Annotated in this window: 21 protein-coding genes; 11 read left to right on the top strand and 10 right to left on the bottom strand. The window is 47.3% G+C overall.

The genetic code is table 11. The features are described 5' to 3' along the window. Window position 1: 1 nt before the first annotated feature. The 6 genes from CSH92_RS06590 to CSH92_RS06565 all read right to left on the bottom strand — a co-directional run bounded on the left by CSH92_RS06590 (window position 2) and on the right by CSH92_RS06565 (window position 4,382). A complete protein-coding gene (locus tag CSH92_RS06590) occupies window positions 2-751 on the bottom strand; it encodes a FlgO family outer membrane protein (protein ID WP_100656843.1) in 750 nt (249 codons plus the stop codon). A gap of 5 nt (window positions 752-756) precedes the next feature. Further along, window positions 757-1,509 (bottom strand): FlgO family outer membrane protein, encoded by a 753-nt coding sequence (locus CSH92_RS06585; RefSeq protein WP_100657451.1) that lies wholly within the window; start codon window positions 1,507-1,509, stop codon window positions 757-759. Window positions 1,510-1,553: 44 nt separating this feature from the next. Continuing rightward, window positions 1,554-2,174, bottom strand: coding sequence for a FlgO family outer membrane protein (locus CSH92_RS06580; RefSeq protein ID WP_100656842.1), 621 nt, complete (start codon window positions 2,172-2,174; stop codon window positions 1,554-1,556). Between the two features lie 153 nt (window positions 2,175-2,327). Next, on the bottom strand, window positions 2,328-2,600 hold the full coding sequence (locus tag CSH92_RS06575) for a YfcL family protein (protein ID WP_164084674.1): 273 nt from the start codon (window positions 2,598-2,600) through the stop codon (window positions 2,328-2,330). Between the two features lie 59 nt (window positions 2,601-2,659). Beyond that, window positions 2,660-3,811, bottom strand: coding sequence for an ATP-NAD kinase family protein (locus CSH92_RS06570; RefSeq protein WP_100656840.1), 1,152 nt, complete (start codon window positions 3,809-3,811; stop codon window positions 2,660-2,662). Further along, window positions 3,795-4,382, bottom strand: coding sequence for an elongation factor P hydroxylase (locus tag CSH92_RS06565; RefSeq protein WP_164084707.1), 588 nt, complete (start codon window positions 4,380-4,382; stop codon window positions 3,795-3,797). The genes CSH92_RS06570 and CSH92_RS06565 overlap by 17 nt, the downstream gene beginning before the upstream one ends. Before the next feature lie 157 nt (window positions 4,383-4,539). Between CSH92_RS06565 and CSH92_RS06560 the strand changes: the two genes are divergently transcribed. The 3 genes from CSH92_RS06560 to CSH92_RS06550 are packed head-to-tail and all read left to right on the top strand — an operon-like array spanning window position 4,540 to window position 6,932. After that, a complete protein-coding gene (locus CSH92_RS06560; protein ID WP_100656838.1) occupies window positions 4,540-5,280 on the top strand; it encodes an FFLEELY motif protein in 741 nt (246 codons plus the stop codon). Next, window positions 5,277-5,738 (top strand): acyl-CoA thioesterase, encoded by a 462-nt coding sequence (locus CSH92_RS06555; protein WP_100656837.1) that lies wholly within the window; start codon window positions 5,277-5,279, stop codon window positions 5,736-5,738. Before CSH92_RS06560 ends, CSH92_RS06555 begins: the two co-directional genes overlap by 4 nt. A 6-nt stretch (window positions 5,739-5,744) precedes the next feature. After that, window positions 5,745-6,932, top strand: a complete 1,188-nt coding sequence (locus tag CSH92_RS06550; RefSeq protein ID WP_100656836.1) for a retropepsin-like aspartic protease — start codon at window positions 5,745-5,747, stop codon at window positions 6,930-6,932. 41 nt (window positions 6,933-6,973) lie between these two features. Here the strand turns inward: CSH92_RS06550 and CSH92_RS06545 are convergent, their stop codons facing one another. Both CSH92_RS06545 and CSH92_RS06540 read right to left on the bottom strand, forming a co-directional pair. Next, complete coding sequence (locus CSH92_RS06545) at window positions 6,974-9,019, bottom strand: NADPH-dependent 2,4-dienoyl-CoA reductase (RefSeq protein WP_100656835.1); 2,046 nt, start codon at window positions 9,017-9,019, stop codon at window positions 6,974-6,976. A 60-nt stretch (window positions 9,020-9,079) separates the two neighbouring features. Continuing rightward, entirely contained in the window at window positions 9,080-9,949 is an 870-nt protein-coding gene (locus CSH92_RS06540) for a crotonase/enoyl-CoA hydratase family protein (protein WP_100656834.1), read from the bottom strand. A gap of 89 nt (window positions 9,950-10,038) precedes the next feature. Here CSH92_RS06540 and CSH92_RS06535 point away from each other — a divergent pair, with 89 nt between their 5' ends. Beyond that, window positions 10,039-10,656, top strand: coding sequence for a TetR/AcrR family transcriptional regulator (locus CSH92_RS06535; RefSeq protein WP_100656833.1), 618 nt, complete (start codon window positions 10,039-10,041; stop codon window positions 10,654-10,656). A gap of 33 nt (window positions 10,657-10,689) precedes the next feature. Then, on the top strand, window positions 10,690-12,384 hold the full coding sequence (dld, locus tag CSH92_RS06530) for a D-lactate dehydrogenase (protein WP_100656832.1): 1,695 nt from the start codon (window positions 10,690-10,692) through the stop codon (window positions 12,382-12,384). Window positions 12,385-12,399: 15 nt separating this feature from the next. On the opposite strand, the gene CSH92_RS06525 is transcribed toward dld, so the two are convergent. Continuing rightward, window positions 12,400-14,019: a GMC family oxidoreductase gene (locus CSH92_RS06525; protein ID WP_476692332.1), complete on the bottom strand. Its 1,620-nt coding sequence runs from the start codon at window positions 14,017-14,019 to the stop codon at window positions 12,400-12,402. Between the two features lie 403 nt (window positions 14,020-14,422). On the opposite strand from CSH92_RS06525, the gene CSH92_RS06520 reads away from it, so the two are divergent. Both CSH92_RS06520 and CSH92_RS06515 read left to right on the top strand, forming a co-directional pair. Further along, the gene (locus tag CSH92_RS06520) at window positions 14,423-15,202 is read left to right on the top strand and encodes a substrate-binding periplasmic protein (RefSeq protein ID WP_164084673.1); all 780 of its coding nucleotides are present in this window, start codon (window positions 14,423-14,425) and stop codon (window positions 15,200-15,202) included. 176 nt (window positions 15,203-15,378) lie between these two features. Further along, the gene (locus tag CSH92_RS06515) at window positions 15,379-16,476 is read left to right on the top strand and encodes an NADH:flavin oxidoreductase (RefSeq protein WP_100656830.1); all 1,098 of its coding nucleotides are present in this window, start codon (window positions 15,379-15,381) and stop codon (window positions 16,474-16,476) included. Between the two features lie 56 nt (window positions 16,477-16,532). On the opposite strand, the gene CSH92_RS06510 is transcribed toward CSH92_RS06515, so the two are convergent. Then, entirely contained in the window at window positions 16,533-17,507 is a 975-nt protein-coding gene (locus tag CSH92_RS06510; RefSeq protein ID WP_164084672.1) for an alpha/beta hydrolase family protein, read from the bottom strand. A 236-nt stretch (window positions 17,508-17,743) separates the two neighbouring features. On the opposite strand from CSH92_RS06510, the gene CSH92_RS06500 reads away from it, so the two are divergent. The 4 genes from CSH92_RS06500 to CSH92_RS06485 are packed head-to-tail and all read left to right on the top strand — an operon-like array spanning window position 17,744 to window position 21,375. After that, complete coding sequence (locus tag CSH92_RS06500) at window positions 17,744-18,448, top strand: thermostable hemolysin (protein WP_100656827.1); 705 nt, start codon at window positions 17,744-17,746, stop codon at window positions 18,446-18,448. Then, the gene (locus tag CSH92_RS06495; RefSeq protein WP_100656826.1) at window positions 18,445-19,905 is read left to right on the top strand and encodes an AMP-binding protein; all 1,461 of its coding nucleotides are present in this window, start codon (window positions 18,445-18,447) and stop codon (window positions 19,903-19,905) included. Before CSH92_RS06500 ends, CSH92_RS06495 begins: the two co-directional genes overlap by 4 nt. Beyond that, the gene (locus CSH92_RS06490) at window positions 19,902-20,573 is read left to right on the top strand and encodes an iron-containing redox enzyme family protein (protein ID WP_100656825.1); all 672 of its coding nucleotides are present in this window, start codon (window positions 19,902-19,904) and stop codon (window positions 20,571-20,573) included. Before CSH92_RS06495 ends, CSH92_RS06490 begins: the two co-directional genes overlap by 4 nt. 4 nt (window positions 20,574-20,577) lie before the next feature. Beyond that, entirely contained in the window at window positions 20,578-21,375 is a 798-nt protein-coding gene (locus tag CSH92_RS06485) for an SDR family oxidoreductase (protein WP_164084671.1), read from the top strand. Window positions 21,376-21,405 lie beyond the last annotated feature (30 nt).

The following is a 21,405-nucleotide window of genomic DNA, read 5'->3' as shown; positions in this document are numbered from 1 at the left end:
ATTAATGGAGTGCAGTAAAGTACGGATTAATTTCTGCTACCACAAAATCCGGAATCAGTACGTTTGCACTTGCAACAACTCGCCGGTCAGCCAGTGCAACGATTCGCGCATTGACTGATACGCCATGACTGCGCTGGATCATAGTTCCTGTCAGCACGTGGTTCATCTCAAGTTTATCTGCTAAACGTTCAGCATTACGGCTAAAAATAAAATCGCCAGTCGGGGTAACACTGATAGCGTTCCCCACTTTAAAGTCTACTATGCCGATGCCAAAGTGCTGGATCTCGCCGATAAAATACTCTGTTAACTGATTTCCCAGTGGACTAGACGTATTCAATGAAGCATCAAGTTCAACAAATGAGACCACGCCGACCAAGTCTGCCGGAGTTAATGCCACCGCGCGGTCCATCAACTGCATCGCCAACTGCGCCGCATATTCACGGATAGACTTGTGCGTAGTATCTGCGCTGAAAAGTTGCGGTCTGCGAGCACGCATACCATTGAGGCTATCGTCGTCAGCCCCCGAAGCCATCATATAATCACGACTATCGGGTTGGTAATGTGGAGCAAAGTCTGAGCTTTCTGAATCTTTCTGGCGGTTGGGATAAACTATTTCCTGTTGCTCATTGGTAGTCGGCTGTTTCGTTTCACTAGGCGGATCAAATACGGCAATAAATTTATCGGTTACCGCACAGCCTGTGATTAATGCGTTTACAGCAACAAATGCTATTGCAGCTAAGAGAAGACGCATAACAGTTACCCTCGCGTTAATTTCACGCCGTCCTGCATTTCATCAGACTGACGTTCGCTGGGGATCAGCGCATCCACCACATAAAAAGGAACCAACGACTGTGCACTGGCAACGACGGCTTTAGAGCGCAACCCCAAGATCCGAGCATTAACCAAATAGCCACCTTGATGTTTAGTTAGCGTCCCCGTCAACACATACTCCATGGGTAAGTTCGCGCTGAGCTCCAAATAATCTCGAGTTAACAAGAAGTCACCCTGCTCAGTTACGCGCACATAATCCGTGGCTTTGAAATCAATCACCGGGATCCGAAATTTATGTAATTCATGCACGAATGATTCAGCCATTTGATGGCCCAATAAATTGGTTTCCTGTAAATCGCTATCGAGTAGGGCAAAGTGGGTTACCGCAATTGGCGTTTTTGTCGTGATATACTCCATATTACTGATCATATCTTGGGTCATATTCTTCACATAATCGCCAATATGTTTGGTCAATGGGCGCCCTTTGTATGCACCTTGTACACTGGAATAGACTGGAGGTTGGCCAAAGGCACCGAAGCTATCAGCCTCACCTACACTCTCTGCAGTTGCAGTTTCCTCTGGTTGAAATCCTGTAATGTCAATCACTTGCATATTGGAGGGAGTATCACCAACACGCTGCATAGCGGTCGTCTCTTGCTCTGAGCTAAACATCGAGCATCCGCTGATGATTGATACCAGTGCCGTAATTGCCACCCAACTGCGTGCTGTACTCTTCATAAAAACACCATTTTGTATTCGTTTTACTGCATTCTTCCGGCAACTCATAAACTCGCCTCGGTACGATAGATCATGCCGTTACGTGTAGTCACTTGCTCTCGCTGCCAAAAAAGTTCCGCGGGGAAAAAGCGTGTCGCTGCCGCAATCACATCTTTATTCTGCGCGTTGATGATCCGCGCATTAACTATTGCGCCTTCTTGCTGGTACACCAGGGTCCCAGTAATGTAATAATCCACCGAGTTAGATGAACTTAAGCGCTCGATATCTCGAGTCAATACACGATCAGACGTATCATTTATTAATATATCGTTGGAAAGCTTAAACTCTTGAGTGATAAACCCGCGGCGCGCCGCTTCTGTCATCATACCCTGCTCTAATTGGTGCCCCAGATACATCAGTGGACTCTGTGCGTCGGGGTTGTATTGAAGGGTATCTACAGGAACGAATCCAACCACCGCGTACCGAGAGTTACGGTTATTGCGTACACGGCTGAACAATTCATTGGCCAACTGATGAGTATGTAATTCAACATTCCCTAAGGCTGAAGAAATCCCATTATCTGGCACTGCTGTGATTTCATCTGGCGTTTGTGAGCAACCTGACAAAACATACAGACTGCATATTGCAAGCAGGATTTGCTTTTTACTCGGGGCGATTAATAACATAAGCCTAGTTCTGATTAACTTACCTACTGAGAAGTAAGCAAGAAGTTAGCCAAACTGAATGGTCGCCCTTATTCGTTGGTTTGCAGCCAATTGCGGTGATAATCCAGTGAAGTAAAGCGCTCTGCTATGTGAATAGCGGCAAGTCATTGCCGCTTAATTAGGCGCACTGATTAATGACTGCCAGAGGGTAAATACCTGACGCTGCTCGTCAGCCGCCAGCTCATGATTATCAAACGCAGTTTGCAAACTCTGCTGCATAAATTCATCTAAATGCTCTACATTCGCGTTTGCAAGTTGCTCTGTTTGGCTAACGACAATATCGAAATGACCATGCAGGTAACTGGCAATAAACAGCGCATGGTCATCTGCATTATTAACTGCATCTAGCAACTTTGCCTCAATTTGCTCAACTTTTCGTTCTAACATTCCCATCTCATTTATTTACCGCGCATTGTTGACCTAATTTGTGCAAGCAAGAGTCAAATTTACTCAGTGGTTGGCGCAATCGCTCCGGCAACAGGATAAAGCACATGATCGCGATATCCTGTGGTTACGCGAATTGTTCCGCTTAATGCTTGATCCAGAGATACATCTCCGGTATCAACCTGAATAGGTCTTCCTTGTAGCCCCTGTAGCTTATTTTTACTGGCTATCACAATAATATTTGGCTGTCCCGCATGGCGTACTAGTGGGGCCGAAATCTGTTGGTTTCCACGCCCTAAAATATGCCCTTGCCCGCCGATCAACGTAACTACTATTTTGACCGGTGCTTCACCTATTGCGGTGAGCAATTCCTGTGCTGAAAGATCACTACCAATGACGCTACCCGCATACACTAAATCAACACCGAGTAGCGTACTTTCTAGCCGAATGTTCTGCATAGCACCCGCAATGGTTGAACCTGAACCAATGACAAACATATGCTCGGGGAACTCTTCGAATAGCTCTTGCAGATAATCAGCAAATTCCATGAGCAATAATTCGTCACTTTCCTTGCCCCCCATTTTAACTGCTTGAATATATTGCAGCTCCTCGGGCACTTGCATTTCACCAACATGTTTTGCAATAACTTGGCCTTGCCGAAAAGCAACTTCATCAATATCGCGAACCTCGGCGTCTTTTACGCTGACTAACTCACCCTTGACCAGTTTTTCCAGCACTACTCCGGCAGCGCTCGGTGATACGGCATAAACGCCACTGTGAATCTTACATCCTGCCGGGATCCCCAATACAGGGAGAGAATCGCCAATGATTTGATAAATATCGGTCGCAGTGCCGTCACCGCCAGCAAAGACGAGAGCATCAATGTGCTCTTTCAGCATCCGTTGTGCTGCTGCTTGTGTATCTTGGGCTTCTGTTTGCGGCGTTATCGGGGTGTATATTACCTCAACGTTAAAACCTAAATCGCGCGCCGTTCGCTCGCCCATATCACCACTCACGGTAACAACTTGCAATTTATCTGTGTATGGTTTTAGGCGCTCCAGCGCCACAGCTGCGCGACTATTGGCAAGCGGTATTGCGCCCTTAGCCAACGCTAATTCGCGTGTGGCTTTGCCGTCACTGCCTTTTAGCGCCGTCGCACCACCAATACCGGCAAACGGATTAATAATTAAACCCAGTCTAAACTTTCGCTGCATCGGCTAAATCCTTGCTCAGTTCAAGACAATTTTCTAAGGTTAATGGCGGTGTTTGATAGTAGTGTTGCAACGCCTTAATAAATCGTTGGGCACGCAGCGGGAAACCGTCTTGAAGGTAGTTTGCCAATTGTTTCTTCACCTGCTGAGCGAAGGCAAAACGATCAGGTTCAATGCCGTTTAAGTTATCGGTACTGACACCAAAGCGCCGCCCACACGCGACACTAAATGCCCATTCCAGCGCCTGTGGCTTAACTTCGACTTTTTCAAACTCAGTTTGCTGCTCTGCATTGCGACCATCTGGGCAATACCAGTACCCATAGTCAACAAGCTTGCGGCGCGCGCGACCGGCAATACACCAATGTGCAATTTCATGCAATGCGCTACTGAAATAACCGTGGGCAAACTCTATTCTATGATAGGGATTCGTTGCATCTGCAGGCATATAAATTGGCTCTCCTTCACCGCGAACCAAACGAGTATTCTCTGCGCTAAAAATCGCATTGAATAGCTCGATTAATTTATCCACTGCAAGCGATTCGTCGACTGCAGTTGTTTTTGGCACGTTGGGCATTATTACGGCCTGTGAAGGAGACATTACGTTCGAACCTTGCTCAATCTATTGCTTGATTTAAGGATGGCGCGCAGTGTAACAGAAACAACGCCATGCTTGTAATAGGACATGACTTGCGCCAACCTATAGCCATGTTTACTTGTCGCTTTAATATCCAGTGTCTTTAAGTGCAGAAAAAATTATTCAACATATTCATACGGTAAACGCACGTCGCGACCTTGCTGCAAAAATGGGCAAGCTAGACGCGGTTATGCAGTTGCAAGAGTGGCAATGCCGTCGTTTACTCACCACGCATGCCGATTTGCGCGCCGAGCCGACGTTTGCCGACGCCATGCAGTTCTTTGTTGATGAACTCTATGGGCCTAAAGATTTTAGTCAACGCGATAAAGACCTTACCCGGGTCATTCCAAAGCTCGCGGCCGTATTACCGGAAAAGGCGCTAAAAGCACTAGATGATGCGCTACGCCTAAATGCACTGTCCTTCGATCTTGATCTCGATATGGTTGATGCCTTAGTTCAGATCGATGCGCGAGATGCGTTAGATAATGGCGATTTATCAGCGCTAGATTATGCCTCGGCCTATCGACAAGTCGGTCGCCCTGAACAGCGCGCTGAACAAATTGATATTGTTGAACAACTGGGTTTACAGCTCGCCGACGTAGTCCATGTTCGAGGCATAAATTTATTAATCAAAATGGCGCGCAAGCCGGCTGAGCTTGCGGGCGTTATAGCGCTACATGAATTTCTAGCCGACGGCTTTGCCGCTTTCAAACAATTAGGTGATGTTCGTGCTTTTCTCGATCCTATTGTGTCGCGCGAAAGAGCGATTATGACGCGACTATTTGCCGCAGACTACAATGCTGATAACAACCCCTTACCACAGACGTTAAGCGCATGATCCCAAGCGATTTATGGCAATTACCTAATCCGTTTATTGAGTTATGGCAGGTGCCACCTGAGGTCATTGATCATTACGGTCATGTCAACAATGTGGCTTATATCAGTCAGATTGAGAAACTGGCCTGGGCGCACAGCAATGCCTTAGGGTTGAGTATTGAACAATATCAGGAACTCGATCGCGGCATGGCGATTCGCCGCCATGAAGTAGATTATCTATTAGCCTGTCATGAAGGTGATACTATTGCTTGTGCAACTTGGATTGTCGCTTGTGATAAGCGCCTAACGCTTTCGCGCCGTTTTCAATTTATTTGCGCTACGCGGAGTAAAACCGTCTTTACCGCTAAAACTGACTTTATCTGTATTGCATTATCGAGCGGTATGCCCAAGCGTATGCCCGAGCCCTTTAAACAAGCGTATGGGGGCGCCATGATTGTGCCCGTTCAGGAACAAGGTTGAGCACTTATGAGCTTGGGAATACGATTTGTAATTGCTGCTTTGATTGCTTCATTGGCGCTTAATCTGTATTTATTATTCTTTGCCGCTACTCCCATTTCAGAACTCACAGCAATAACCGCGGCTCCAAATCAGACTAACAGTGAGCGAAGCATCAAACCTTCAACGGAAGTACTCGAGCATGCGTCACAACCTGTGGCTTTGCTCGCCGATACAGACACACAAGAAGGTACTTCAGCAGTAACAAGGTCCACACTGAGCCTTGCTGATCTTAACGCCTACTTTCGTGATGAAGACTGGCCGCAATTGACTATCGCGCTGCGTGAGTATTTACGCGACAACCCCAACGACTTAGATGCTCACCTATTGGAAGCGGAAATGATTGCACGCACCAAACCATTGAATGTCGCGCTAGTGAATTTTTACACGCTGCTCGATAAACCATTTGATGCCGACGTTCACGCTTCACTACAGGAAAAAATTGAGCAATTATTTGAAAATGCAACTGAGCAACTGCGTTTTGACCGCGCTTGGGATTTATTGGCTGAGCTACTTGAGCCTTTAGTACAAATCGCGCCGAATGAACGCCGCTATCTCATCTTGCTGGCGGAGGCTTATGCGCAACAAGCCAACGAAGTCATGATGGAGAATGCACTAGCAGGATTACCGTTTGATGATCCTGCCGCTGATGCTGTGCGTCAGATACTCGCGCGCAAACAGATTGTCGACACAGACGCCAGTGAGATTGCGAGCAGTGAAGCTCTGGCAGAGGCGGTGAATTTTGGCCGCGCCACACGGATCCCTCTCGAAAGGATCGGCAATCAATACATGCTTGAATTATCAATGGATAATAATCCGGTCAAGCTCATGATAGATACTGGGGCTTCAACTACCGCTATTACAACTCGCGCATGGTCTCAATTAAGTCGAAGAGTCGCCGCGAAATATATCGGTATATTCCGCGTCAATACTGCAGCAGGTTATATTCAAGCCCCAATGTTCTCGATTAAGAGTGTGCAGTTAGGGCCATTACAATTTGATGATGTATCAGTGATGGTTATCCCATCCAGAATGATGGGCGATGACCCAACAGTATCCCCACAAGGATTGCTGGGCATGAATATACTGAGTCAGTACAATTTCCAAATTGATCAGCAAAACGCAGTCTTGCTATTGCGCAAGCGTACTAACAGTTGAAGAAAGCTGTCCTTACTGTGTTGATAAGGACAGCTTTTTAATTACAGAGATGCCGCTAAACGAGTGCCCTGATCAATGGCCCGCTTAGCATCCAATTCGGCAGCTTCATCGGCACCACCGATTAAATGATAGGGTTTTTGTAACCCATCAACCAGCGCCCTCAACGGCTCCTGACCGGCACATACGATTATGTTATCGACCGCCAACACTTGCGGCTCATCATTCACCTTAATGTGTAAGCCTGCATCATCAATTTTCTCGTAGCTAACGCCAGCTAGCATATGTACGCCTTTCATCATAAGGCCAGCTCGATGCGCCCATCCGGTTGTTTTGCCCAGACCAGCACCGACTTTGCTGCTTTTACGCTGTAAAAGATAAATCTCACGGGGTGAAGCTTCCGGTTGCGGCTGCATACCTTCCACCCCTCCCCGCGCCTGCAGACTCATGTCGATACCCCATTCGCGCATAAATTCAGCAATATTCTGACTCGGAGTGCGCTCTCCATGCGATAAAAATTCAGACGTATCAAAACCAATCCCGCCAGCTCCGATGATGGCTACGCGTTTACCAACGGGCTTTTTGTGTTTAATGACATCGATGTAAGATAAAACACTAGGATGTTCGATACCTTCGATAGCGGGTGTGCGCGGTGAAATACCTGTTGCCAGGATAACCTCGTCATAACTACCGTCATTCAAATCTTCGACCGAGACGCGAGTATTTAAGCGCACGTCGACCTTATGGATCGCTAGCTGCTTTTCAAAGTAGCGCAGCGTCTCGTAGAATTCTTCTTTCCCGGGAATTTGTTTAGCGATATTAAATTGCCCGCCAATTTCACTGTCTGCATCAAACAACGTAACGTTGTGACCTCGCGACGCCGCTGTTGTCGCTGCAGCCAAGCCCGCTGGACCAGCCCCTATCACCGCAATATGCTTAGGTTCGGTAGTTGGCTGAATGACCAATTCCGTTTCATGGCAAGCGCGCGGATTCACCAAACAACTGGTCATTTTGCCGGCGAAGACATGATCGAGACAGGCTTGGTTGCACCCAATACAGGTATTGATTTCATCTGCTCGACCTTGCTCAGCTTTAATCACAAATTCCGCATCCGCCAAGAATGGGCGTGCCATTGACACCATATCGGCGTCGCCCCGCGCAAGCACTTCTTCAGCGACATGCGGCATATTGATGCGGTTCGAGGTGATCACCGGCACGTTTAGAGCCTCGCGAAACTTTGCGGTAACCCAAGTAAACGCTGCGCGCGGCACTTTAGTCGCAATTGTAGGGATCCGAGCTTCGTGCCACCCGATACCGGTATTGATAATAGTCGCGCCCGCTTGCTCAATGGCTTTACCCAAGGTCACCACTTCATCATAAGTGGACCCGCCTTCTACCAAGTCGAGCATCGATAAGCGGTAAATTATAATGAAGTTTTTGCCTACCGCCTCGCGTACGCGCCGCACGACTTCAATCGGCAATCGGATCCGGTTTTCATACTCGCCACCCCATGCATCGTCGCGGTGGTTGGTACGCTTGGCAATAAACTGATTGAGAAAGTAGCCTTCAGAGCCCATAATTTCGACCCCATCATAGCCAGCACGTTGAGCTTGTTTCGCGGTGTAGACAAAGTCGTCGATTTGTTTTTGGATCCCATCTTCATCCAACGCTTTGGGTTTGTATGGATTGATGGGTGCTTGTACGGCACTTGGCGCAACAAGTGCTTTGTTGTAGGCATAGCGGCCTGTGTGCAGGATCTGCATACATATTTTTCCGCCAGCAGCATGCACTGCGTCAGTCACCTCTTTGTGATTAGCTACGGCTTGATCAGAATCCAAACGGCGCGTTACCGCATGCGTTGCACCTTCGTCATTCGGCCCAATCCCTCCAGTTACAATAAGACCAACGCCGCCACGTGCGCGCTCAGCAAAGAAGGCTGCCATACGTTTGTGTCCATCCGGTAGCTCTTCCAATCCGGTGTGCATTGAGCCCATTAAGATCCGGTTTTTGAGCGTGGTAAAGCCCAAATCTAGCGGACGAAATAAATGCGGGTAATGAGAGTTCGTAGTTTCAGTAGCGGTCGATTGCATAAAAGTAGTCTCGTAAAGCGAAATTGTTAGATAGTTTCTACGGATAAAGCCATGCAGATATCAATTCTCTTGCATGCGGCTGTGCAGCGAATGAAGCTCTTCAAATGTTGCGGGTGTACTTGATTTTTGTGCTTGCATAGCGGCTTGGATGTCTGGCATTTGAAACATACCCGCTTGCCAGGTCGCCATGTGATCCAAACTGTCACGCACATTGTGATCGCGGGTGTAGGTGATCATGTGTTTACACCCATGCACGGCAAGCGGTGAATGCTGGGCAATTTGTTGAGCTATCGCCATAACCCCCTCCAGCATCTCCTCTTGTGAGGCAAATATTTGGTTAACCAAGCCACAACGCAAGGCCTCTGTCGCCGAGAGGTTGCGCCCCGTATAGGCCAGTTCGCGTACCAGCCCTTGTGGAATAAGGTGAGGCAAACGCTGCAAGGTTCCCACATCAGCTGTCATTCCAATGGCGGTCTCTTTAATACAGAAAAATGCATCTTCTGTGCAGTAGCGTGAGCAACAGGCGCTGATCATATCGACTGCCCCGCCAATAACTCCGCCTTGTGCAGCGACCAGCACGGGCATCCGCACCTCTTCGAGTGCGTTAAAAGCATCCTGTAATTCCAATACCATACGGCGCAGACGTTCGGCACGACGCCCGGGCTCGCCATTGAAATCCTTGGCCATATTGGCAAAAACGGATAGATCCATACCGGCACTAAAATGCTTACCCTGTGAAGAGATCACAATCACTCGAGCGGCAGCATGCTCATCAATTTGACGCACCGTTGCAGGTAGTTCTTGCCAGAACTTCGGCACCATACTGTTAAGCTGTTCAGGGCGAGCTAATTGGATATGGGCAATATGCGCTTCAATACTCACCGTTAGGGTTGTCAAATGGCTAAAATCGAGTTGTGTTGATTGGCTCATTAGGCTGCTCACTAAAAACTAGACAGCGTCAAGATAGAGGGTTATATTGACAGTGTCAAGATTAAGTGTCAGTGGAAAATTTGAAGCACATGTCAAAGGTGCATAGTAAAACCAACTATCATCATGGGAACTTACGTCAAAGCCTTGTTGAGCAGGCCTCGAAAATGCTCAATGAAGGAGGCGTTGAAAGCCTTTCGATGCGCAAGTTAGCGGAAGCCGTCGGGGTTTCGCGAACTGCGCTCTATCACCATTTTGCTGACAAAAATGCTCTGCTGTGCGCCGTAACCGAGCAAGGGTTTACCCGTTGGCGTGAAGAGGCTGAGCGTATCTTTGCCCGTGATGATATTTCTGCGCACGAAAAGGTTCGCCAATTTGTCCGCGACTACATCTATTACGCGGCTGACAACCCCCAGCTTTATGAACTCATGTTTGGTCGCACCATATGGAAGAACGCCAATCCTACAGATTCGCTAAAAGCCGTGGCATATCCAAGCTTCCAACAACAGGTCGACATGACGCGCCACTGGCAAGCCATCGGGATCATGCCTGCCAGTGAAGATACATTGCGTCTTGCGCAGGTAACATGGGGAACCATGCATGGCATAGCACGACTATTAATTGATGGGATCTATGCGGACCGTTCACACATTGACGAAATGTGCGATTGTGCAATGCATTTATTTACCTCACGAACCAACTCGGTATAGTTAACCCAAACACTTTGTCGAGACCGATTGAACATGCCCAACAACCTAGTCAAGCAGCTGCGCAATATCGCAGGTCACCGACATGTGCGCACAGGACAGGGTGAAACCGAACATTTTCGGCGCGGTTGGCGCTCTGGTGGTGGCCATGCACTAGCTGTGGTTTTTCCTCAGACTTTTGTCGCCCTTTGGCAAGTTTTACAGGCCTGCATAGACGCCAATGCCATTATCATTATGCAAGCTGCCAATACCGGGTTAACAGAAGGTTCTACCCCCAGTGCCGACGGCTACGATCGCGAGATCGTGATCATTAATATTCTCGCCCTCGACGGGCTGACGGTGCTTGGCGAAGGGCAGCAAGTGCTATGCTACCCAGGCACTACCTTGCACCATTTAGAAACAACTTTAAAGCCATTGCAACGCGCCCCCCATTCAGTGATCGGTTCATCGTGTTTAGGGGCCTCAGTGATCGGTGGAATTGCAAATAACTCGGGTGGCGCATTGGTGAAACGCGGCCCTGCTTACACAGAAATGGCCTTATTCGCATGGGTCAATGAGCGCGGAGAGTTGCAGCTGGTAAATCACCTTGGTATTGAGTTAGGTGGATCACCAGTGGAAATCCTTACTAATCTGCAGACAGGCAATTTTGCTACTGCGCTCACGGCTCATACGGAAAAGGCATCCGCGACGGATTATCCGGCACGGTTGCGCGACGTTGATGCCGATACCCCTAGCCGTTTTAACGCTGACCCTACTCGTTTGTTTGAAGCCAGTGGATGTGCCGGCAAAATCGCTGTATTTGCTGTACGTCTAGATACATATGCGGTCCCCAAGCAAGAGCAGACCTTTTACATCGGAACGAATAATGCCGACACGTTGACGCAACTGCGTCGCCATATGTTGCAACATTTTGCGGAGCTGCCCGAAGTTGCTGAGTATATGCACCGAGATACCTTTACTGTGGCTAAACATTATGGCAAAGACACCTTTCTAAGCGTGCAGCATTTGGGTACTCAACGCTTACCCAGCCTATTTGCATTCAAAGGACGGTTGGACAGCACTCTGAACAAACTACCACTATTACCGAGTTTTCTTTCCGATCGGGTAATGCAGCATGCTTCGAGTTTACTACCGCAGCATCTTCCACCTCGCTTGTTAGCCTTTGAACATGAATTTGAGCATCATCTAATACTTAAGATGAGTGACGCAGGTATCGCTGAAGCGCAAATGTTCTTGCGAGACTATTTTGCAGATGAAACTCGCGGAGCCTATTTTGAGTGTACGCCTGACGAATCCAGCAAGGCTTTTTTACACCGATTTGCTGCCGCTGGCGCAGCAATCCGCTTTCAAACAATGCATGCTAGCAAGGTAGGAGAAATCTTAGCCTTGGATATCGCCTTACGTAGAAACGACCGTGACTGGGTTGAACACTTACCAGAATCGCTTGATTCGATGATCGAAAAAAAGCTCTATTATGGGCATTTCTTTTGTCATGTGTTTCATCAAGACTATATTTTGAAGTCAGGAGTTGACCCAAAAGCAGTCAAAACATTGCTGTTAGGCGAACTCGATAAACGCGGTGCAAAGTACCCTGCTGAGCACAATGTCGGGCACTTGTATCAAGCAGAATCAAGTTTACAGAACTTTTATAAAAGCCTAGATCCCACCAACACCTTTAATCCAGGCATTGGCGGATTAGATAAACATAAACGTAATTGTGGCTGTTGTTAGCAACGCCATCGGCGTTTATAGCGCGGTTTCCTGTTGGATTAATTCTGCCGCACGCTCGGCAATCATAATGGTAGGCGCATTGGTATTACCGCCTACCAAACTCGGCATCACTGACGCGTCAACCACACGCAATCCTTTAACCCCATAAACACGTAGTTGTGGATCGACTACCGCCATTGAGTCGGATTCTTGACCCATTTTGCACGTACCGATTGGATGATAGATGGTTTCTGATTTTTCCCGAATAAACGCTAAGATCTCTTCATCAGTTTGCGCCTCTGCACCCGGTGATTGTTCGGTACTGGCGAACTCTTCAAAACCCGCTGAAGCCAGTATTTCTCTTGCCTTACGCACCCCTTCTATCATCACTTTTTGGTCGTCTGGATGAGAAAGATAATTCGGCTCAATCAGCGCATGATCGGCTGGATGGTTACTCTGCAGCCGAATTTCACCGCGGCTTTTAGGGTACAAGCAACAGACATGAACGCCATACCCGTAACCAAATACCGAGTGACGGCCATGGTCTTCTAATATGGCAGGTAAAAAGTGAAACTGGATATCAGGCCCCGCTTGCGCCAGAGAAGAGCGCATAAAGCCACCTGCCTCTGCAATGTTTGAAGAAAACAGTCCTTTACGCTTAAACAAGTATTTAAACGTTGCGGCGATGTACTTGGGCAACGCTGAAAACGCGACGGCATAACCTTCATGCGCTTTGCATCTATGTTGTACGATTGCGTCTAAGTGGTCTTGCAAGTTTTGCCCCACTCCCGGCAAATCGACCTGTACATGGATCCCTTTCTCACGTAAATGATCAGCCGGTCCAATCCCTGAGAGCATCAGCAACTGCGGTGAATTTATTGCACCACCACATAAGATCACTTCTTGAGTTGCTTTTAAGCGCTGCACTTTGCCGCCAATACGTGCCTGCACCCCGGTCGCTTGCCCATCCTTTAACAGCACACGCTCGACCATTACGCCGGTCATAACGGTTAGGTTATTGCGCTGTAAGGCCGGTTTTAAATAACCTTTTGCTGTTGAGCACCGTTGTCCGCCCACTTGTGAGACCTGATAAAAACCAAGGCCTTCACGCTCTTCGCGATTAAAATCATCCAAGATATTAAAACCAACTGCATCGGCTGCCTCAACGAAGCGATGAGATAATTTGTCTTTATGACGTAAATCATCCACATTGAGTGGACCACCCACGCCATGATACTCGTCAGAACCACGCAAATTGTTCTCAGATCGTTTGAAAAAGGGTAAGACTGACTCCCAGTCCCATCCAGTCGCGCCGTTGGCTGCCCAGTCGTTGTAATCTTGAATATCACCGCGGATATAACACATAGCATTGATTGAACTCGAACCGCCCAAGGTTTTACCCCGCGGCCAGAATAATTCACGATTATTTAGTTGTGCCTGTGGAGCGGTATGATAGCCCCACCCAATGCCCTCCACACGGGAAAGCAGTGATAAACCAAATGGAATATGGATCAACGGGTTACGATCTTTGCTGCCCGCTTCTAAAAGACACACTTTGCATGCAGGATTCTCGCTCAGGCGCGCCGCCAGCGTTGCACCTGCTGAACCTGCACCAACAATAATAAAATCAAAGGCGTCAGTTGTTGTTTGCATCATTTTTACTACCTAGAACTGGGTTCCGAACTGCTCGGACATCGTACCAGTGTACCAAAATTGTTTAGCCAAGAGTTAGCAGAATGTTAATAAAAATTAGAAAAAACAACCTAACTTGAAAGCAAAATACACAGCGCCGTTTGTAACTTTTCAATGCGTCTTTTTTCGTTCAAACCATGGATATAGATTGCTGCAACGACGATAAATATTAATGGCTATGTTATCGATGTCCGCTTTGATCACACTCTGTTGTTTCTAATAAACATCCAATGTACGTTTTTTCCTTACATCGTTCCGGACGACAACTTTTACAAGGGCACAGAGAAATTTAAGTGTTATTTGTGCATTGCATACTTAGCCCTAGGTGTTCTACACTTTATTCCATCAGTCTTCTCGCGTGATTTCAGTGCTTAGAACTCTCCTACTTTTTATCTTTAGCCTGCCGATAGTATGCGCCACCGCCAAAGAATTTACGATTGCTGTCAATGAGCGCCAGATCTACCGCTATGTCGATGCACAAGGGTTTTGGCAAGGGCAAGATATTGAGTTGATCCGTGCGGTGTTCAAACGCACACCTCATAACTTCACTCTCATTGCTATGCCTTGGTCAAGAATACTTAAAAGTATTGAATCAGGCTTGGTTGATATGACGTTAGCGGCCAGTGTTTTGCCGGAAAGAGAAGATTATGCGCTTTTCACTTCGCATATTTTTCGTCACAGTCATTATGTTCTTTTTGTCAACAAACAACGCCTGGACTCGTTTGCTGCAATTCAATCACTGGCAGATGTTGCTACCGCAAACGTATTGATCGGCGCATTACGCGGGGCTATTTATTCCAGCACCTATGCTAGCCTACTCGAAGATGAGCAGTTCTTGCAGCGTATGGTATTTATTGACAATGATCAAAATCTCCCCCAGTTAGCAGCGCTTGGGCGCGTCGATGGCTACATTGAATCAGAAATTGAGGGGCGTCACTATTTACAAAACTGGGATAAAAAGCAGCATCAAATGGTTCCATTATTTCGGATAACCAATAATCAGGAAGCCAGTAACTATTTAATGTTTAGTAAACAAACGGTCACTATGGATACGGTCGCCGAATTTGATGCTGCACTTAACGATTTACATGCAAGCGGTGAATACCTCAGCATCGTCGCTAAATACTTACCCAACGTACGTCATTAACTAAGCAAAGCTCTCTTGGGCCATCTGTTACCCCACCATTGAGTTATATCAAACTATTCATAACAGTCAATTGACTCTGAATAAGACTCATTTACTCTTAGCGCAATTTTGATTCTCAGGTACTTACAGTTGACTGTATTTACCTGATCCCAAGTGATCAACTGGACTAACGACGTATGCAAACAAAAGCTTTATTCACCCCTTTTATTAACCCCAAGTTGACGCTAACCAATAGGGTTGTCATGGCACCTATGACGCGTCAATTTTCGCCTAACGGCATACCGACTGAAGCAGTCGCAGGGTATTATCAACGCCGCGCCCAAGGTGGAACCGGTTTAATTATTACTGAAGGCACTACGGTCAATGATCCCGTCGCAACCATGGCTGAGAGTATCCCGCAGTTCCACGGCGAAGCAGCATTGCAAGGTTGGCAGCGGGTGGTTAATGACGTACATGCTGCAGGCGCTAAAATCATGCCACAGCTTTGGCACGTTGGGATGGCTCGGGTGGCAGACAAGGCGCCCTTCCCTGAATTACCGAGCGCGGGTCCATCTGGATTATTCAAACCCGGTAAACAAGGCGCAGAACCAATGTCTGTTGAACATATCGAACGCGTTATTGCAGCGTTTGCTAGCGCCGCGGCTGATGCCAAGCGATTGGGTTTTGATGGCGTCGAAATACATGGTGCGCATGGCTATTTAATCGACCAGTTTTTCTGGGAAGGTACCAATCAACGTACCGATGCTTGGGGGGGCGACATGCAACGCCGCTCTCGCTTTGCAGTAGAGATAATTAAGGCCATCCGCGCAGCGACTGCACCTGATTACCCCATTATTTTGCGTTACTCACAATGGAAGCAGCAAGATTACACCGCTCGTTTGGCCTATTCGCCACAAGAGCTTGAAGCATTCCTCGCACCGCTCAGTGATGCTGGCGTGGATATTTTTCATTGTTCACAGCGCCGCTATTGGGAGCCAGAGTTTGAAGGCAGCCCATTAAACTTAGCGGGTTGGACCAAAAAATTGACGGGTAAAACCACTATCACCGTCGGTTCTGTTGGTCTCGATGGTGACTTCTTTGAAGCTTTTCAGGGCAAAGGCTCAGCTACGCGCTCGATTGATGACTTGCTGACGCGGATTGAGCAAGGTGAGTTTGACTTGGTCGCGGTAGGTAGAGCGCTACTGCAAGATCCTAACTGGGCCAATAAAATCAAGCATCAGCAATTAGATGAACTCGAGCAATACTCGGGTGACGCCCTGGCGACGTTGTCATAAAAGTAATTCGGCGCAGTATATTCAAATGAATCAAACTTGCTGCGCCGATGCTCTGGCTAAAGATAACGTGCTAGCCAATCTAGAGTTTCTGCCAACATAGCCGAGCGATTTTGGTGTAGACCATGGTTATCACCCGGATAAACAATCAATTTGTGCGCGTGTTCATGTTTAACAAAGGCCTCAGCCAGCATTTCAGATTGTTTAACACTAACCCTCTTGTCTGCACTCCCATGGATGAGAAGAACAGGTGCTGGAGGTAATTGGTCAATCCAGTGAATAACCGAACGTGCTTTTAACGCGTCGTCTCGATGTTGCGCAAAATCGGGCACTCGTTTTTGAAATACTTTTTCCATTGCAGGGCGCCATGCCAGCGCTAGCTCTTCATCAGCGTTACCTGCGACTGCAACGATTGCCTTTATAGTAGGCATTTGCTTCGCCGCCAGATAACTTTGCATTACACCCCGGCTCCAACCGACCAATGCAATACGATTGGCGTCAGCCGCCGGAAGATCGGCAAGTAATCCGGGCAAAGCCAGCACGTCGTTCACATCCTTTCCACCAAATTCATCAGCACCGTTATTGTCAATAAAGCGAGTGCTTGCCCCTCGATACTGGCTTCCGATAACCACATATCCAGCCTGAGCAAGGTCAGCTAAGAAACCAATCTTACTGGCGAACTTAACACGACCAAAATCGCCGTTACCACCTCGATTAAAAATCACTACGGGTAACGTTCCATCAGCTGCAGTTTTTGGTTTGAGGTAATAGCCCTCGACAGTTAAACCATCCACTTCATAAGTAAAGTCAACGCAATCCAACTGAGCTTTCTTAGCGTTAAATTTGTCTTGATTAAAACGGGTGAGAAACAGCTGTTTATTAAACCGTTTTTTATTCTTTTCTAATCCGCTTACCCATGTATCAAAATTTTCAAAGCCCCCACTAAAGCAGCTTTTTTGCGATAAAAACTTAGATTGTGCAGATACGTTTGAAGTAATAAATAAAGCAACTAAAAACAAACCAATGGTTTTCATAGACATCCTTGTATGCATAAATTTGTACGAAGCCGAGAAAAGTATACGTTTCTTTCCTGAGAGATACAGTCTAATTTTAGCTCTTGCTCACATCATACTTTTCCGTGATGTGATGAAGATCATCCGTTTACACATGCTCGACAAGAGAAAGATAAAATTGAAAATACTTCAAGTCTTAAGTTTTCCATAAGGTTGGCAATCTAATCTACCTCTGAAATTTATGCGAGGTAGTCAAAATGCATTCACTTTACAGCCAGCCCAACAGTGCCCCTATCAAGCCATCCAGTGACAAATCATGGTCAGGGCAGAAATATCAATTTGATATATCCACTTACGGAATCGGTGATAAAGGTCGAGAAGCGGCAGAACACTTCATCGAGACGGGCTTTCAGCATGCTTACAATGCTTCTATCAAAGTATCTACGCCATGGATCCTCGCCATCAACAATGGCGCATTTAAGGCTGCGTTGGGCATTCGTTCCGCTCATGAGCGTTTATTTTTAGAACAATATTTAGCAGCGCCCATTGAAACAATGGTCAATCAATACATTCCGGTTCGACGAGCAGGAATTGCAGAAATTGCTCATCTCTACAGTAATTCTAACAAGTTTACCTTACCGCTATTTCTAATCACTGCCGTTGCATTGTTTACTAATGGATTTGCCGCGATGACATTCTCAGCAACGTCACATGTACAATCATTAATTCAACGTGCGGGAATTATCACTCATGAATTAGCCAGTGCAGATCCAAGCAAATTGCAACAGCGCGCCGCAAACTGGGGCAGTTATTATCAGACTGAACCGAAGGTAGTCGCGGTGTCACTGCGCAATGTCATGCAGGTGATAAACAGTTCAGCGCGCTACCGCAAGATGTTTGAACTGCTTACTGACAAAATTGCTCACACGGTGTGCGCTTTGCAAGCGGGGGATATCGCATGAATTCTTTCTTCGCCCGGCTTGAGCGTAATGGTGCAAAAATAGCGTTGCAAGATTCAACGACCACGTTGACCTATATCCAACTGAGCAATCGTGTCAATGCGCTGGCAGAATGGTTAGTTGCCAGCAATGTTCGCTCTATCGCTTTACTTGCCGACAATTCAGTTGAATGGGTTGTAACTGATCTTGCCTGTCAAAAAGCTCAGGTGGTTTGTACACCGATCCCGGTCTTCTTTACCCACCAACAAAGCCAGGCGATTATCACCTCCGTTGCAGCAGAGTTTCTTTTTAGCTCCCAAGAGGATAGCGGAATTGCCCGTGAACACTGTGATTACACGGCATTGAATGTCACCCGCCTACAGCCGCAAGCAAATCTTTTAGTCCCCCCGCTAACGTCCAAGGTAACCTACACATCGGGCAGCACTGGCACGCCTAAAGGAGTGTGTTTAAGTGCAGAGCAACAACATACCGTAGCCCGTTCGTTGGCTGAATTTATCGGCATCAATCAACCGCAACATTTGTGCCTTTTACCCTTACCGGTGCTGTTAGAAAACGTTGCGGGGGTTTATGCACCACTGCTCGCCGGTGGTAGCCTTATACTAGCGTCTCAAGAGGAGCGAGGATTTTCTGGCAGCACGCTAACTAACCCCAAGAATTTGCTTGAGTGCATTGAAACAAACCAACCCAATACCTTAATCCTAGTACCAGAACTTTTGCAGGTGCTTGTGCGCGCAGCAGGACATGGTTGGCAACCGCCGAAGACTCTTCAATTTGTCGCTGTAGGCGGCAGCCGTGTAGCGCCAACACTCATTCAGCGGGCGCGAGCAATCGGCATCCCAGTGGTACAGGGTTATGGTTTATCCGAATGTGCGTCTGTGGTGAGCTTGTGCGCACCCGACGATGACGTGTCCAGTGTTGGACAAATTCTCCCGCATTTAAGTGCGCGACTTGAAAACAGCGAGTTGGTGGTATCGGGCAATACTTTTCTAGGTTATCTAGAACAACCCGATAGTTGGCATCAACATGAGGTCCATACGGGCGATGTGGCGCAATTAAAAGGTAACCAATTAGCAATCATCGGTCGGCGCAAGAATACCTTAATCAATTCCTTGGGGCGAAATATATCCCCGGAATGGGTTGAAGCAGAGATCCTCGCCACAGGTTTATTTTTTCAAGCGGTTGTAGTGGGTGATGCGATGCCATTTTGCACAGCGATCTTGGTACCTGCACGTCGCGACCTCAGCGCTGCTCATATCGACCAAGTGATAGCGATGGTGAATCAAGGCTTACCAGACTATGCCAGAGTCTATCATCCCATAATTCAATTCAACCCGATGCAGCCTGAAGAAGGATTGTATACGCAAAATATGCGCCCTCGCAGAGCTGCCATTTATCAGCACTTTAAGCAACAAATTCAACGGGTGTATGCAAGCACCTCAACTGTGGAGCAAGCCTTATGAAATTATTTGACCGTTTACAAACTGAAACGACCACAGAGCGAGAGTATCTGCTTTCCTCGCCAATAATTGCCCGGTGCTTTAAGGGCGATATCGTTAGCACAGACTATATCGCGTTCCTCACCCAAGCATTCCATCATGTTAAGCATACAGTACCGTTATTGATGGCTGTTGGAACCCGCTTATCTGACGAACAAGAATGGTTACGTGAAGCAGTTGCTGAGTATATCGAAGAGGAAATTGGTCACCAAGAATGGATCCTAAATGATATCGCGGCGTGCGGAGCAGACAAAGAAACCGTACGTCACAGCCACCCCGCCTTTGCGACGGAATTAATGGTGTCCTTTGCTTATGATCAGGTCAATCGCGTTAACCCTCTCGCTTTTTTTGGCATGGTTCACGTGCTTGAAGGAACGAGTATTGCGATGGCCGACAATGCGGCTGACAATATTCAGAAAACCCTTGGACTACCAAAGTCAGCATTTAGTTATTTACGCTCCCATGGTGCTCTTGATCAGGAACATGTGAAGTTTTTTATCAACTTGATGAACCAAATTGACGGTCCGGAAGAGCAAGATCTTATTGTTAATAGTGCGAAAAAATTCTATCGCTTATATGCCGATATTTTTCGCACATTGCCGGTCTCGGCAAGTCAACAGCAGGCGGCTTGACGCAATGACTGAATCTATTAAACGTTGTTTAGTTACGGGCGCATCTGGCGGGATTGGTAGTGCAATTGCGCGCGCGTTGGATGCTATGGGTTACACAATCATACTGCAAGGTCGCAATCAGCAAAAACTGACGGCTGTGCAGGCAAGCATGAGTAATCGAACTACAGTAATGACCGGCGATTTAAGGTCCGCTCAGGAGTGTGAAGCGGTGCTCGAAAAAACATTCGCAGACGGTGATATTGACCTGCTGGTAAATGCGGCTGGCGTATCCGAATTTAGCGCTTTTGAAAAACAAAGCGCAGAATCCATTGCAGCGCAACTGAACACTAACTTAGTTGCTCCTATTCTTTTTACACAAGCTTTTTTACATCATTCCCAGCAGCGGTCCCCTGCCGCAACCGAGACAATTATTGTCAACGTCGGCTCCGCATTTGGGTATATCGGCTATCCAGGCTTTAGCACTTATTGTGCGAGCAAGTTTGGGCTACGTGGATTCACCGAGGCTCTGGCCAGAGAATACAGCGATAGTCGTTACAAGTTTATTTATTTTGCCCCGCGTGCAACCAAGACTGACATCAATTCAGCCAACGTTAATGCTATGAATACTGCGCTGGGAAACACCGTAGACGCTACCGAAACCGTCGCGGCAGCATTAATTCAGTTGCTCCGAAGTAAACGGCGAGAAAGTGTTGTCGGTTGGCCGGAAAAGCTCTTTGTGCGCATTAATGGCGTGTTACCCAACATTGTTGACAATGCCATTGACAGTAAATTAGCAACCATTAAGCGCTATCTGCACGCTTAATAACAAACGCTTTGAAACGAGGTTAATATC

This window comes from Neoalteromonas flava (genome assembly GCF_002807685.1).
Classification (GTDB): domain Bacteria; phylum Pseudomonadota; class Gammaproteobacteria; order Enterobacterales; family Alteromonadaceae; genus Alteromonas_E; species Alteromonas_E flava.
The sequence above is the reverse complement of the archived record's forward strand: the minus strand, read 5'-3'. Positions and strand labels throughout refer to the sequence as shown.